Below are 13791 nucleotides of genomic sequence, written 5' to 3'. Positions count from 1 at the left end.
TGCGTAGAGGAATTTCCCGACCAGAGACATCGGGTCGCTCGCCGCGGACCACGCCGTGGGTTCAGCGCGTGAACGGTTCCGGCGGGACGCCAAGGCTTGTTCCGCCAACCCTGGACCAAGAGCGACGCCGGCTGGCGGATGCTCGTCCTGCCCCGCTTCGCCGTCGGAATGATCATGGCCCGCAAGCTCGTCGCCGCCGGGTATCGCCTGTTCGTGGCACCGCATACTGGCACCTCGTTGGCAGGTGGCCAGGTGATTCGGGAACTGCCGTAGAGTCGGCCGCCATGGAGTCGGTGAGTTCAGCGATGGCTGTTTTGCTGCGGGGGCTGACCGAGGCGTCATGGGCGATCGAGCGCACCTTCACCGAGCTCTACCTCAACTACGACCTCTTCGTGCCAACCGCCGACGGCATGCGCGGCCGGTTCGATGGCACGGATGATGAGGTGATGATTTGGGGCAGTCGGCTCCTGTTCGACCCGCACGACGGGGTGGGCCACCCATCGCCCGGCGGACATCTGGAGTTCGACGCCCTAACGATCAGGCTGCCGCACCTCCCGGCGGAGGTCACGGACCACCCTTCCGAGATCCGCCTCTACCTGCGGCTGACGCTCCGCGAGGACGGTTTCACGCTGACCGCTGGGATCGACGTCGACCTCCTTAAGCCAGTGTTCAAGTATCCAGCCGGCGAGCACACGGTCATGCGCACCACCGAGGAACTCACCACCGTGGACGAGACCGTAGCCGCCGCCCAGCGCGCCGTCGAAGCCTTCGCCGACCACTACTCACTCTTCGACGACATCGGCTTCCCCCGCCGGCCCTAGACATGGCACGCCCTCATCACCGACGCCCGTGGACATCATGCCTCGGCCACGCCGGTCGTCAACCGGCCAGCCAACCGGCCTTCCTCGTGATGCAGCCGGTTCAACCGCCTGCGGGCATGCACATCACGTTGGCGGAGAGCCGCCAGCTCGACATGACGACCCGCGCGAGCAAGCAGATCCATGTGCCACAGGTGTGCGTCATGGCGCTCGTAGTCGGAGCTATAGCACTCCGCAACGGCACCGACCACCGCGATCGCTTGATCCCAGTCGCCCCGCTTCTCGGCGACGCGCGCAATCTCCCGTGCTCAGCCTGTCGCGGTCCATGATCTACGAACAGATCCGCCCGAACCGGCCCTCGATCGCCGCGAACCCGGTGTCGAACTCGGCCAACCACTCCTCGGCGGCTACGCCATGCCCCGCGTTCGCGACGAAATCTTGAGTTGTCTCCACAAGCCGACCATGATCACGTGGCGGCCGTCCCCACGCCCGCAGACACGCTGGCCAGCTGATCAACCAGCGCTCATCGCGGGAGGCTGGTCGTCGCCGAGGCGGGTCCGGTAACCAGTTGGCTCGGCGGGGGCGGGTCCGACAGGATGGCAGTCATGCGGGTCCGTCGTGCCGATGTCACCGACGCGCTGGCGATTGCCGTGGTACAGGTGACCTCATCGCGGGCGGCGTATCAAGGACTGTTGCCCCAGAGCGATCCGGACAGTCGGGATACAGGCCGGCGCAGCGAGGTATGGGAACGGATTCTGGCCGAAGCGGACTGGCCACGCTCTGCGACGCTGGTGGCTGACAACGACGATGGCATCGTCGGGTTCGTCGATCTGCGCCCGACACGAGACCAGGACGCCGACCCGCTCACGGTGGGCGAGATCACGGCAATCTACCTTCTTCCGGCCGTCTGGGGCGCGGGCGTCGGCGCGCTGCTCATGACAGCGTCCGTCAACGCGCTGGGCAAGGCCGGCTATCGACAGGCGACCCTCTGGGTACTGGAGACAAATCACCGGGCTCGGCGCTTCTACGAAGCGAACGGCTGGCTGGCGGACAAGGCAGTCAAGCAGGACAGGACACACGGTGCCCTGCGAACCCTCATGCGATACCGACGGTCGGTCGGCTGACCAGCACCCACCCCACCCACTTCATCGTCGGTCATCCACACAACGATCCCGGGCTGCCGAGCCAGTACGCCAGCCGCAACTGTTGACGTTGAGGTTCTCGCTGGTAGTGGGCTGTTTGGGCGCAGTGTTGGTGTCGGCGTCGCCATCGTGACCACCGATGGATGTGGTCGAAGGGTCGGATCGTGGTGATCAACTGCCGCTGGAGTACTAGTGCCCTCGGCCAGCGGCCGGGCCGGGCATCAACCGGTAGGGCCTGACCGGACCGGTTTCCGGTCCCGCCCGGCCCACGGCCAGCCACAACGCGGCTATCGGTTGGCGTCCCGAACCCGTACGGCGGCGACGCGCGGGGACGCCACCGGGTCGGGTTGGGAGAACGTGGCGACGAAGTCGTGTGGTCCGGCGCTGGTCAGGCCGGCGTAGTCACCGAGGAAAAAGCCCGGCGGGCCGACTTCATTCAGGAAGGGGGCATGCCGCATGTCGAATGGCTCTGTGGTGAGTCTTACCTCGGTGTCGAACCCAACCCCGGTCGCGCAATCAAGCTTGGGTGTCGGGCGACAGGTCACCAGCCAACGATCGGTCCATAGCGCCCCGGCGGGGTCGTCGTGACGAAAATCGGAGTAGTCGACCGCGACGGTATGGTCGGCGGCGACCGCAACCGATGCGGTGAATGCCTGTTGGTTGCCGATCGGGACGTACGTCGGGCTGCGGTTGACCTTTACCGGCGTGGACCAGTGGCGCCCGCTGTCGTCCGACACGGACAGTGCGATTGCGTCCGCCTGCCCGCCGCTGAAGCGGGCGTCCTGCCAGACCAGGTAGATCCGCCCGCTGGCCGGATCGACCGCCGCGTCGACGAGCGCGGCGCTGCCGCTGGAGACCTGGTCCCCCGGCGACTGCGGATCGCTGACGCCGGCCGACCGCATCTCGGCTACCAGGTGGGGAGGTGACCAGGTGGCGCCACGGTCCTGCGACCGCATCACCGCAACGTGCCGGGTGGGCCGCTCGCCGGTGAGGTCGAACAGGGTGAAGGAGTCGACAAGGGTCCCGTTGGGGAGCACCACGATCTGGTGTCCGGTGGTCAGCCGGTTCTCCCCCGGCTCATAGATCTGCCGCGCCCGCCAGGTGCGTCCGGCATCACCGCTGGCGGCGAAGACCACCGCTCCGCGGAACGGCTCGCCCTCCTGGTCGGGTTCCACGATCTTCGGTACGACCGTGTAGACGCGTGCGGGGTCCTTCGGATCCGCCACGATCGCCCCACCGACGTACGTCCCGCGGTCCGGATCGCGCTCCGCCACCACGAGGACCGGTTTACTCCAGGTGAGACCGCCGTCGAGGGATCGGGCCGTGATGAGTCCGCTGGGTGTGGTCTCGGGTGCGTCGAACACATGCGCCGACAGATGCAGCATGCCGGTTGGGCCGAATGACAGCCACACGTCATCGACGTAGTCGAAGGTCCCGCCCGTGCATCGGCTCGTCCCCGGAATCAGCACCCGCCGCCAACTGTGGCCGCCGTCGGCGCTCACCCCAGCGACCAGTCCTCTGAACCGGTCCTGTGTCCACACCGACACCAGCTGCTGACGTTTCCGGGGGTTGGCGGCGACGGTCGATTCGAGCGCGCCGGCGGGTAGGAGATCGTCAAGAGCGGCCGAAGGGCAGGCGCCGAATGGGCTCGGCCCAGAGACCCACGCCGGACCCGTGGATACCTCCGATGGCGCCACCGACGCGCCCGCTGCGCTGCTGCCTGGCGTGAGAGTCATGGTCACCAACAGGGCCGTGACGAGCAGGGCGGTAGGAGCTCGTCCGCTCATCGCGTGCTCGCCAGGTCGACCGGATCGGGTGCGAGTCGGCCGCGTCGTGCCAGCAGGACGCTGGCGGCGGCGAACCAGATGAAGCCGATGAACCTTCCGGCCGGGATGAAGACCGACGCCGCGGAGGCCAGCAGCGAGAAGATCGCGAGTACGCACAGCGTCGCGATGCCGATCCCCAGCCTTCCGAGCCAGCTCGGCAGCGCCCTGGTCCGCAGCATGGCGACGGAGGCGGCGCCGACGAAGAGGCCGAGCGTCACGATGTGCAAGGGACCGCCGGTCATGAAGGCGAGGTCCATGGCGAACCGGAAGACCCGCAGATCCGATCCGCTGCCGGGACGAGACATGATCCATTGAACGGCCGCCGACGACAGCAGCAGCGCGGAGGCGACCGCACCGGAGGCATGCGCCAGCCCGGCGGCTCGGCCGATGTCGCCCCGCCGGCGCATCGTGACGGCGACGTACGCGGTGAACACCAGCAGTGCGACCGCTGCCAGCGCCTGGAAGAACGCGCCAACCGGTGCACTGGGCGAGCCGCTATTGAGGAACTGTTGGACATCGGCGTCGGACGAGTACGGCGTAACCAGCGGCTCGCCGGGTGAACTGATCAGCCCTGGGAGGAGCATCGCGGCGGCGAACGACAGGACGTACAGCAACCCACTCAGGGCGTGCAGCCGAGAGGCCACAAATGGTGTCTCACGCACGGCGGGGCCTCCCCACCGGATAGACGACGATGGCTGTCGGGCGTGTTGCGCTCCTATGTTGATGCACGGAGCGAGCATGCCGCCGGAGTCATCCGTCCACGTCGCATCGGCGTCGTATCTCTGACTGCGCTCCACGGCGTATTGCCGTTGGGAGCGGGCTGCATATCCTCGCTATGGTCGGTGTCGTGGAGACACTGGGCCGACTTGCCGGAATCACGGTCGACTGCCGGGATCCGCAGCGACTGGCTGACTTCTGGTCCGTGGTGCTTGGAGGACGCGTGACGGAGTCTCTTCCGGGTTGGCGGCGCGTCACTGTCGCCGGGGGCGGCCCGGTGCTGACATTCCAGCCGGTCCCGGAGCCCAAGGCCGGCAAGACGCGACTACACCTCGACATCGCCGTCACCGACGTTGACGAGGCGGTCGATCGGATCGGGATGTTGGGCGGGCGGTGGACAGGTGAACGGCATGACTACCAGGAGGGCGCCGTCCTCGTCATGACCGACCCGGAGGACAACGAGTTCTGCGTCGTGCAGTACTACCGGGTGTGATCTGGTCAGGCTTTCCACCGAGCATCCGAGACCTGCTGATGACGTCGTACGCACCGTCGTCGTTGCACACTGATCACGGCCGAGAGTGTGGACCCGTCGACACACTCTTCTGCCGCTTGTCGCGCGCTTCTAACTATTACGACAGCCGGATGAAGCAGGTGCCAGTCCTGGTGACCTGCTCTTGCCCGGTCAGGTCCAGGCTGGGTCGAGGGCCAGTCCGAGCCGTCTACCATCGGACACCCTCGGCACCCTGGACTTCGTGATGGCAAAAGAGAGCGTCGTGTCTCTCGGCCCGCCTGGCACCGGCAAAACTTAACTGTCCATCGGCCTCGGGATCCGGGCCTGCCAGGCCGGACACCGCCCAGTGTCTCCTGCTTAGCGATGACCGGCGGCCACAGCCTTAGGTATCCGCCCAGGGCCGGTGAGCAGTCATGCTCAGGACAGACGAACAAGCTGGTCCAGCGGTAATTGACATGGTGCCCAGAGGCGGCGCTCGACCGGCAGTCCGAATGCAGGAGCCCACCAAGACGATGGAGCTAATCCGGCAGGCTGGGATCGACGAGCATGGCGATGCGGGGCCCCAGATCCGGCCGTCGGGCGCCGAACCGGTTGACGAGCATGCGGGCCTGCTCCGCGGAGAGCCGGGGTGGCGGCAGAGACGGGTCCGTCTCGGACCACCGGAGCACCGCGTCCAGCACCACCAGCGACCAGTCATCGGCCGCGGCGGGCAGCATGCTGTGTATGACATTCGCAAGCCGGAGCCTGGTATCCGGATCGCGATCAGAGTCGAGGTGAGCTGCAGCACAGCGAATCCGGTCAAGGCGTTCCAAGCCCTCTTGATCAGGCGTCAGGACTCGGGCTTCCAGAGCATCGGCAACTGTCTCAGCGTCGATGTCGGCGTCGACGGTCAAGCTGCGGAAGAACACCGCGCGTCCCTGGGCACTGATGCGCGGAAGCCAGACGAGGGCGGCGCGATACAGGTCCCGGGCCTCCTGTTGGGAGAGCTGGGCCCGGCCGAAGACGAGGCGGATCAGATCCGAGAGGACGGTGGATGGCTGCCCACCGACTCCGTGGTACACGCCGTCACCGAAGAGGTTGAGATGGGACGTCCACAACGGTGTGATTGCATCGCGCACGAGATCGTTGACCGTGTCGGTGAGAAAGTGGTCCTGCCACCCGGCCTGCCGGATCGCGCTTCCGCCTCGCACGACCATGTAGATGTTGTTCAATTCACCGACGGGCGCCGGGAGGCCGTCGCCGAGCAGCCAGGCAAGGTCGACCGGAGGAACGTTCTGACTTTGGGTCCGTTCCTTCAGCGAGAGTGCTAGGTCACGCCGTCCTCGATTCCTAACCCGGTCAACCCGGACCAGGTAGAGCAGTTCGATCCATCCGCTCGCCTCCTCTTCGGCGTGCCAGATCCGGGCGATCCTGGTCCACGACTTGACGGTCTCGTGACCATGCTGATCGGACTTGGGACTGATGCCGAAGAGCTGTGATGCGGCAACCTTGCCGGTGGTCAGCGCCAGGATGAGAAGGTTTGAGGTGTAGGCGGCGATGCGCGCCGGCGTCGTCAGGGAGCGCGGCAGATAGGCGGCGAAGGCACGGGGCGCGCGCTCTTGGGTCGCCGCCCGGAATAGACCGAGCATGAGCTCGGTCCCGTCCTGCCGGTCCGCCTCCGGCCAGGCGTCCACCATGCGCCGGATGAAGACCACGATCTGGCGGCGGCCAGCAAGCGGTGCGAAGGAGAGCAGCGCGTGGGCGAGGTCGTCGTCGACCGCAGCGCCGGCGGGGATCGTTGTCGCCCGTTCGCGGTTGATCATGTTCCGCACTACTTCGACGATCAGTCGGGCGGTCAGGTACTCGGCGAACGTGGCGTGCAGGAACTCGAACGTCTCCAGTCTCGCGTGGTCTGACGTTGCGCGAGCCCGATGGATGAAGAAGAACGACCCGACCGCGAGCTCGGCGGGCACAAGGGGGGTGCGCAGGTCGGCCGGGTCCGAATGGACCGGCGTGGGGCCGGTCAGACCGGGAAGTGCCTCAAAGTCACGCCCCAGCTCGGCCTCGCTCACCCACTGCGCGCCGCGGTTGAACATCGCGAAAGCGACCACGCTGAGCCTGCGCAGCTCTTCCTGGACCCGGCGATCCCTCTCCCGAGCCGTCCAGCCGGTGGCCAGTTTGTCGACCTGCCGCCGGGCGAACCGGTCGAGCAGCTGCTCGTAAAGCCGGTCGGAGTCCAGGTGCCCGGCATCACGCAGGCCGCCGCCCTGCGCGTCGAAAAGAGCCAGCATAAGCAGCAGCAGCGGCTGCCCGGCAAGATCGGGGTAGCGCAGGACGGTCTCTAGGTCGAGCCGGGCGCCGTTGGCGCGATTCCAGACTGCGAGCCAGGCAGCGACCCGCTCGTCGTCGAAGGGATCGAGCCGCAGCGCGATTGTGCCCTCGGCCGGCTTGGCGCGCCCGGCCACGCTGATCCGGCTAGTCACGATGACCGCCACCGGTCGACCCTGGTCGGCCTCCCGCCGCTGGAAAGCGGCCACCTTCAACAGGTAGTCGGTCTGGCTCACGCCGGTGGCCTGCAGCAGCTCATCGAAACCGTCCAGGATCACCACGGGGAACGCGTCGCCTGCCGAGCGAGCCAGGGCGGGCCACTCGACCCGCTCGCCGGTGTCGATCCGGATGGCCTGCTCGATTTGCTCCTGGAGGTCGGCCACCGCCGAGACGTCGCGCAGCGGGACCAGCACGGCTAGGAAGTCAGTCGGCGGGAGGCGGGCGGCTAGCACCTTCCCGAGCACGGACTTCCCGGATCCGGGCTGGCCGAGGACCAGCATCGGCGCCCGCGCCGCGTCCGGCTGGGTGAGGAACCGCCCCAGGAACGCGAATAGTTCGTCCCGAACTTGCTGGGTCTGCCACCAGTCCTCGTCGCTCAGCGGGGTGAGGTCGGTGACGTCGACCGCCCGGAACAGCTGAGGGAGGAACGCCTCGCCGAGCTGGGGGACGGTGATCCCGGGCGGTGTCTCGCCCGGTTCGACGATCGGCCGGGAAAGTGCCGCCGTGTACGCGCGGGCGAGTGCCCTCCGTCGCTCGTCGGGTTCCCGACCTGACGCAATCGCGTCCATCACTTCCCTGAGAGCGCCCAGGGCGGTCGTCATATCGCGCAGTCGTGCCTGGACGGCGGACTGCTCACGAATCCCGGCCCAGAACGCGACCTCGGGGAATTCCGCAGCGAGCTGGATCAGCAGACTGTCGTAGCGTTTCACCGCCGTGTCCGGGACCGCCCGAAGCCTGCCGAGGGCGACCGCTCGGTCGGACTGGTTCAGTTCGTCCCAGACAGCCAGGCCGGTGACGAAGGATTCGACCTTGCCGGTCAGCACGACGTAGTCGTCGTCCCGCAGGCGGGTGAGGAAGTCTTCGTGCGACTCAGCCGGGCCGGGCACTGCGGCGCTCCACCCGGCCGCGTCGAAGCCGGTGCCGCCCAGCGATCGTTGCTCGTCGGCGGTGAGGCGCCACTCGCGTCGCCCGAACGGTTCGCCAGACTCGCCCAAAGCCTCGAAATACGCGGTCAACACGAGCACCGCCTGGGCCGCCTGCAACCGCTCGGTGCGCTCGTAACGGCTCAGGTGGGAGCGACGCTCGACCAAGCCAGCCACCAGCCGTTCGGTGATCTTGCTGAGCTCAGTCTTGGCGTCGAACCAGCCGAGCACCCCGGGCACCGGTCCTAGCAGGCTGATCAGACCGGCGCCGGTGAGGCTGTCGAGTAGCCGGACGGCGCTTCCCGTGTCGCCGCCCAGCAGTTTGACCGCGTCCTGGTAGCCGACCCTGCGCGCCATTCCTCCATTATCGAGCACCACGCACGGGCGGTAACCACGAGCAACTGGCCCGGGTCCCCCAACGGAGGGATGCGGTAGGGCTCGATGGTGATGATGGCCGCCCGCCGACGATTGTCGGTGTCACCGGACACGCCTTCGTTCGCGCGGCGGGCTTCGGCCCGCTCACCCACGGCGCTCTACATCGATCCACATCCCTCCGGCGCGGCGCTAGGCGACCCGAGACACCAGCCGGCGCCGGCCATCCTGGGAGGCGCATGCGGGGTGATTGTTCCGACAAAAGGCATGCCCTGGCCATATTCCGTACCACCGCGTATTCCGTGTCTTCGCTCAGTGCCGGGCGACGCACGGCCGGCTACCACCGTCTGTACCCGTACGGCAGAATTCGGCTAGTGAAGTTCACCTTTGACGTCGGTGTCCAAGAGCAACACGAGGTGACGTTCTCGTTCAGCAAGTTCTGGGGAGGCCTGTCGATCCTGGTGGACGGCCAGCCAGTCCGCCAGGAGTTGCGGGTCCTGTCGGTCGAGCTCGTCAAGCGGTACGAGTTCGTGGTCGGCCAGGAGGAACGTCACTCGGTGCTCATCGAGAAGGAGCGCAAGCTGCTCTTCGCCGGCTTCCGGCCGCAGCAGGTGAGGGCCTATGTCGACGGGCATCTGGTCGCCGAGCACACCGCCTGAGCAAGGCCCCGCGACTCCAAACGCCGCCCCCACAGAAGGTGGCGGCTTTAGCACGATGTGTGACCCGATGTCGGTGGCGGGGCCGCCGGTCGGCGTACACAAGGGCTTGTGTCATGGGTTTTGCAGTCGATGCGGCCGCGCTGCGCGGCCTTCCACCGTTGTTCGACCGGCTCGGGGATGACGCCCGCGCGGGGTTGACCTACGTCGACTCGAACACTGCGTTGGAGTACGGGCCGGGTTCATCAACCGGATCAGCGGCAAGCACGAGAACGCCATGCTGGCCTCCCGAGACCTCGTCGAGGACGTCGCGAAGTACACGGCGGCCGACACCGGCGCAACGTTGCGGCAGTCGCTCGACTACTACGAACGCACCGACGCCGCAGCGGCTGAGCGATTGGACCAGGCCTTCCGGCGCGCAAGCCCTCGCTGCCGCGCCAGCGCTCGTGCAGGGTTGGGAGCACGCTCCGGACCGCCACACTTGGGCTCTGTTGACAGCAGCGATCGACGCACGTCGGATGGGCATCGATGGACCGCTGGGTCCCGATCTGCTCCGCGCTGCAGTGCCGGGTTACCTGACGCCCATGCGACTGGCGTCCCTACTGCGGTCGGTTGGACTAGATCAAGAGGCCATCGAAACACTTCGCCGTGTGGTAGGGGTACGAGCCGAAGGCGCGCGAGCCTGGCTGGCAGCAGCGCCGCATGATGCCGGCCGCGCCAGCGAAGCCGTCGACGTATGGCGGTGTCGCCGACGGCGAGGACGGCGCCTGGCCGCGCAACGCCGCGAACGCGCACCGCGTCCGCAGCGAACGCCAGCAACGCTGGGGCCGCCGCCGCAGGAAAGCCGCCTGAACATCGGGCCCTGTGACAGCCTCGACTACAGGACTTTGGTCATATGCACGCTGTTCGGGTCCTCTGGGTAGTCGGCGAACGGCTCGCATCGGGTGAATCCGTACTTCGCGTAGAGCGCCCGCGCCGGCGCGAAATGGTCATCCGCGCCGGTCTCCAGGTATAGCCGGGTGAAACCGCGCCGGCGGGCCTCTGCCAAGACGTGTTGGAGAAGCGCGGAGGCCACTCCCCGCCGCTTCGCGGTCCGGGCGGTCCGCATCGACTTGAGTTCAGCGCTCGTGTTGTCCAGCTTCTTGAGAGCTCCACAGCCCACGAGTTCGTCACCGTCGTAGACCGACCAGAAGGTCACTGCGGGCTGGCGCAGCCCGTCGAGGTCAAGGGCATGCTTACTCTCGGGTGAGCTGACCGCTCGCATTTCATCGAGGTGCTCCTGCAAAAGCGCCTTGATCTTAGGCCCGGACAGGTCATCCACGACGATCTTCATGCCGCGATGGTAAGACGGCCTGCCCGGCAGCAGTGGCGACAACTCACCGCGGGGCCACCAAGCCGGTAAACGTATGTGGTCACCGCACCAGCTCAGCGCCGGGGTCCCCGGATCTTGGTCATTCACGTACCGTGGTCCTACCTCGCCGTGGCGGGCGCATCACGGAAAGCGTTGACCGAGCAGGAAGCCGGGGGGCGAATGCAGCAGGGCAGCAGGCATGAACGCCTCAAACTGGCGAGTCTGGACTTCCTGGGCGACGATTCCGCCCTGCGCGAGCAGGCCGATCGTGCGCTGCGCGAGACGGGACGTGAAATGCGACCCGAGGGGTGCTCCGGGGGCGACCAGACCGGCTCCGTCCGCGTGGTCGTCGACACCCAGCGGGAGGTCTCAGCTGTCACGATCGCTCGTGACTGGCGCAGCCGGCTGCGCCCCAGCGACTTCGCCGATGCGCTCTTCGAGGCGTACGTCGCCGCCGTGCAGGCTGCCCTCGAATTGGCGGCGCTCCTTCATCTGCAGGCGGAGGATCGGGAGACTATTCCTGCAGCCCCGAAACGGAAACCGCTGGACAGGAGCCCCGATCGGGACGTCGACGAGCACGCCTGGCTGCGCGACACCTGGCGGACGCTGGACGACCTCGACGCGGAGTTGGACGCTGCGGCTCGCTTGCCCAGGCGGACGGACGAGTCCAGCATGTCCGGCCCCAACGGCTGTCTGACGTTGCGCCTCCGTGGAGGCGTCATCACCGGCATCACCGGCGACGTCGGGCGGATCGCACGGGCAGACGCAGGTCAGCTGCAGTTCGAAGCCCATTCCCTCTTCCGCGCGTTCGCCCTGGCCAGCGCCGAGCGGACCGGATCGTGAGGTAGTGAGATGGTTGCGCTGAATGTCATCACGGACTCCCTACGTGATGAGGGAGGTAAGTGGCTGACACTGTCGGACCAGGTCGCCGCCATCAAGGTCGCTGCGGAGCAGCTGCGTCTCGACCCGTCAGCCTTCTTCATCGGCGACGCGAACGCTCAAATCCATTCGCTGGCGTACAACGACTTCCACACCTTCATGGTCGCCGTCCTGAACGGAGCCGTGACCGAATTCGAACAGGTGGGCAAGGCCCTGCGCCACATCGCCGACGAGTACGACCGGGCCGACGAGGTCGTCTCACTGGACCTCAACAAGATCTACAAGGCCTGACGGCCCGCCGCGCGACGTTCGGAGAGGGCACGGAGCAACCGATGCAGCCAGGCAACAGTGATCTTGAGTACGGGGAACCGTACAACAAGGCGTTCGACCACATCCGCTCCGGCACCGACACGGCGATCGCGAAATTCAACGAGATCGTCGAGCAGGTACAGCAGTGGAAGTGGCTCCTCGGACCGGCAGCACTCTTGTGGATCAAACACAGCCTGGACACCACCCGAGCAGGGCTGGATGCCATTCTCGATCGCGTCGAGCATGCCTTGGAGCATCAACTGCCGGTGCTTTCGCTGATCGAGGCCAGCTTCCGCTGGGTCAACGACGTGAAGACACCGGTCTCCGAACTCTCCTCCACCACCACCGACCCGAAGAACGAGAACCTGCCCAAGTGGACCGGCGACGCCGCGAGCTCCTACCACGCCAAGGCACTCAAGCAGAAAGCCGCGGTCGACGAGTCCGTCGTCAAATCGGAGTTCATCAGCCAGTGGCTGTTCACGATCGCCAAAGCGAACGTCGACTACGCCGTCGAACTCGCGAAGATCGTCGCAGGACTGGTCGGCAAACTGGCGCAGGCAGCATCTGAAGGGGCAACCGTCATCGACCTACCGTGGGCCATCTCCACCCTCGCCAAGTCGATCGGAGAGCTGGTCACCGCCGGCCTGGACGTTCTGCTCACCATCGGCCAGCGCTTCATCGACGCGCTGGGCAACATCCGGGACATCGCCACGCAGGTCGGCGACCACTCGAAGCTACCCGGTGGGCGCTGGCCGGAAGCCGTCCGGGGATGACCAACGAACACATCACACCGTGGGTACGGCCGCCTGCGTCGCCCTGAGCAACGTCAGCGCCTTCGGCGCGAGCGTTTCGGTGGCGACATACGAGGCACCACCGACAGCCAACCAGACCTTGACCACCAGGTTGCCCGTGCGCGCGTTGACCATGTACTCGGCGTACTTGAAGCCGGGCTCGGAACGCCTGGTGAAGGCCTCGGCCTCGTCGCCCACACCAGTGATGCCGCCGGCCGGAGTCATCACCGTCACCCGCCCCGTAGACCGATAGAGCAACCGCGCCTCCTCCGCGCTGGCCGGCGTGGACGCCTCCACCCGCAGGCTCGCCTCATGCCCGTCCTTCGTCCGCAAGTCGAACAGACACGCCACACCCGGGCGCCCCAGCGGCGGCGTCGGATCGGTGCGGGCCACCGTCAGGGACAACTCCGCCAACGGCCGAAGATCAGTACGCTTACACAGCTCCAGATCCTGAGCACGGTAGACGGGGCCGACCGAGGCGGCAGGTGCGGTGGAGGCAACGCCACTCGTGGCCGGCCCGGCGCTCGACGCACCCACCGGAGCCGAGGCACCGTCACAGGCGGCAGTGGCCAGCACCGCAACGAGCGCCACGACAGGACGAGAAACACCGGCCGACGCAGACACGTCCCGAACATACCGGCTGCGAAGCTGGCAGACTGCCCGAGCGACGAGCCACTATGGTGCCGGATATGGCCGCCGCAGAGACCCCGGAGCAAATCACCCGGACCCGCACAGTCACCGCCCGGGCAGTTCTGCAGGGCCAAGCCGATCTTCGGACGTACCCCTATCGCCTGCTGGCCGTGGTGTCTCATCACGGACTGGGCGGCGGCCAGGTCACTGAGGCGGTTGCTGCCGCCGAGTTCCTCGGCCAGTTCGGTTGGGACCTCGTCAACGTTTCGGAATTCGCCTCCAACAGGATCGTCTACGCCTTCCTGCGGAAGCGGTGACGATGGCTTTCGGTCCCTGTTGG

14 protein-coding genes are annotated in these 13791 nt (G+C 67.0%); 9 read left to right on the top strand and 5 right to left on the bottom strand.

Going from position 1 to position 13791, the window contains the following annotated elements; translation table 11 throughout:
- Positions 1-96: 96 nt before the first annotated feature.
- Entirely contained in the window at positions 97-273 is a 177-nt protein-coding gene (locus tag ACPXBU_RS00305) for a hypothetical protein (RefSeq protein WP_425755505.1), read from the top strand.
- 11 nt (positions 274-284) lie between these two features.
- Positions 285-821, top strand: coding sequence for a hypothetical protein (locus tag ACPXBU_RS00300; RefSeq protein ID WP_425755503.1), 537 nt, complete (start codon positions 285-287; stop codon positions 819-821).
- A gap of 327 nt (positions 822-1148) precedes the next feature.
- Here the strand turns inward: ACPXBU_RS00300 and ACPXBU_RS00295 are convergent, their stop codons facing one another.
- Positions 1149-1271 carry a hypothetical protein gene (locus ACPXBU_RS00295; RefSeq protein WP_425755501.1) on the bottom strand — a complete coding sequence of 41 codons (123 nt, stop codon included), beginning with the start codon at positions 1269-1271 and terminating at the stop codon, positions 1149-1151.
- Positions 1272-1423: 152 nt separating this feature from the next.
- Between ACPXBU_RS00295 and ACPXBU_RS00290 the strand changes: the two genes are divergently transcribed.
- Positions 1424-1942 (top strand): GNAT family N-acetyltransferase, encoded by a 519-nt coding sequence (locus ACPXBU_RS00290; protein ID WP_425755499.1) that lies wholly within the window; start codon positions 1424-1426, stop codon positions 1940-1942.
- A gap of 305 nt (positions 1943-2247) precedes the next feature.
- Here the strand turns inward: ACPXBU_RS00290 and ACPXBU_RS00285 are convergent, their stop codons facing one another.
- Positions 2248-3903 (bottom strand): sialidase family protein, encoded by a 1656-nt coding sequence (locus ACPXBU_RS00285; protein ID WP_425755497.1) that lies wholly within the window; start codon positions 3901-3903, stop codon positions 2248-2250.
- A gap of 718 nt (positions 3904-4621) precedes the next feature.
- Between ACPXBU_RS00285 and ACPXBU_RS00280 the strand changes: the two genes are divergently transcribed.
- Positions 4622-4996 carry a VOC family protein gene (locus ACPXBU_RS00280; RefSeq protein WP_425755495.1) on the top strand — a complete coding sequence of 125 codons (375 nt, stop codon included), beginning with the start codon at positions 4622-4624 and terminating at the stop codon, positions 4994-4996.
- A gap of 536 nt (positions 4997-5532) precedes the next feature.
- Here ACPXBU_RS00280 and ACPXBU_RS00275 read toward each other — a convergent pair.
- The gene (locus ACPXBU_RS00275) at positions 5533-8820 is read right to left on the bottom strand and encodes an NACHT domain-containing protein (protein ID WP_425755493.1); all 3288 of its coding nucleotides are present in this window, start codon (positions 8818-8820) and stop codon (positions 5533-5535) included.
- Between the two features lie 389 nt (positions 8821-9209).
- On the opposite strand from ACPXBU_RS00275, the gene ACPXBU_RS00270 reads away from it, so the two are divergent.
- Positions 9210-9494: a hypothetical protein gene (locus ACPXBU_RS00270; RefSeq protein ID WP_425755491.1), complete on the top strand. Its 285-nt coding sequence runs from the start codon at positions 9210-9212 to the stop codon at positions 9492-9494.
- An 874-nt stretch (positions 9495-10368) separates the two neighbouring features.
- On the opposite strand, the gene ACPXBU_RS00265 is transcribed toward ACPXBU_RS00270, so the two are convergent.
- Complete coding sequence (locus ACPXBU_RS00265; protein ID WP_425755489.1) at positions 10369-10824, bottom strand: GNAT family N-acetyltransferase; 456 nt, start codon at positions 10822-10824, stop codon at positions 10369-10371.
- 171 nt (positions 10825-10995) lie between these two features.
- Between ACPXBU_RS00265 and ACPXBU_RS00260 the strand changes: the two genes are divergently transcribed.
- Genes ACPXBU_RS00260 through ACPXBU_RS00250 form a run of 3 tightly spaced genes read left to right on the top strand, consistent with a single transcriptional unit; the run spans position 10996 to position 12803 of the window.
- The gene (locus ACPXBU_RS00260; RefSeq protein ID WP_425755487.1) at positions 10996-11685 is read left to right on the top strand and encodes a hypothetical protein; all 690 of its coding nucleotides are present in this window, start codon (positions 10996-10998) and stop codon (positions 11683-11685) included.
- 9 nt (positions 11686-11694) lie between these two features.
- Positions 11695-12012 carry a hypothetical protein gene (locus ACPXBU_RS00255; RefSeq protein WP_425755485.1) on the top strand — a complete coding sequence of 106 codons (318 nt, stop codon included), beginning with the start codon at positions 11695-11697 and terminating at the stop codon, positions 12010-12012.
- Positions 12013-12053: 41 nt separating this feature from the next.
- Positions 12054-12803 carry a hypothetical protein gene (locus ACPXBU_RS00250; RefSeq protein ID WP_425755483.1) on the top strand — a complete coding sequence of 250 codons (750 nt, stop codon included), beginning with the start codon at positions 12054-12056 and terminating at the stop codon, positions 12801-12803.
- Between the two features lie 12 nt (positions 12804-12815).
- Here the strand turns inward: ACPXBU_RS00250 and ACPXBU_RS00245 are convergent, their stop codons facing one another.
- Positions 12816-13412, bottom strand: a complete 597-nt coding sequence (locus ACPXBU_RS00245) for a hypothetical protein (RefSeq protein ID WP_425755481.1) — start codon at positions 13410-13412, stop codon at positions 12816-12818.
- A gap of 98 nt (positions 13413-13510) precedes the next feature.
- On the opposite strand from ACPXBU_RS00245, the gene ACPXBU_RS00240 reads away from it, so the two are divergent.
- A complete protein-coding gene (locus ACPXBU_RS00240) occupies positions 13511-13768 on the top strand; it encodes a transcriptional regulator (protein WP_358007139.1) in 258 nt (85 codons plus the stop codon).
- The last annotated feature ends 23 nt before the right edge of the window (positions 13769-13791 follow it).

The sequence above is a fragment of the Micromonospora sp. DT231 genome, assembly GCF_049847025.1.
Lineage (GTDB): Bacteria > Actinomycetota > Actinomycetes > Mycobacteriales > Micromonosporaceae > Micromonospora.
This window is presented reverse-complemented; position numbering and strand designations above follow the sequence as displayed.

What these genes read in the sequence shown, in the direction of transcription:
- ACPXBU_RS00300 (WP_425755503.1), top strand. Translation starts at nt 285, where the DNA reads ATGGAGTCGGTGAGTTCAGCGATGGCTGTTTTGCTGCGGGGGCTGACC.
- ACPXBU_RS00290 (WP_425755499.1), top strand. Translation starts at nt 1,424, where the DNA reads ATGCGGGTCCGTCGTGCCGATGTCACCGACGCGCTGGCGATTGCCGTG.
- ACPXBU_RS00280 (WP_425755495.1), top strand. Translation starts at nt 4,622, where the DNA reads ATGGTCGGTGTCGTGGAGACACTGGGCCGACTTGCCGGAATCACGGTC.
- ACPXBU_RS00275 (WP_425755493.1), bottom strand. Translation starts at nt 8,820, where the DNA reads ATGGCGCGCAGGGTCGGCTACCAGGACGCGGTCAAACTGCTGGGCGGC.
- ACPXBU_RS00265 (WP_425755489.1), bottom strand. Translation starts at nt 10,824, where the DNA reads ATGAAGATCGTCGTGGATGACCTGTCCGGGCCTAAGATCAAGGCGCTT.
- ACPXBU_RS00255 (WP_425755485.1), top strand. Translation starts at nt 11,695, where the DNA reads ATGGTTGCGCTGAATGTCATCACGGACTCCCTACGTGATGAGGGAGGT.
- ACPXBU_RS00250 (WP_425755483.1), top strand. Translation starts at nt 12,054, where the DNA reads ATGCAGCCAGGCAACAGTGATCTTGAGTACGGGGAACCGTACAACAAG.
- ACPXBU_RS00240 (WP_358007139.1), top strand. Translation starts at nt 13,511, where the DNA reads ATGGCCGCCGCAGAGACCCCGGAGCAAATCACCCGGACCCGCACAGTC.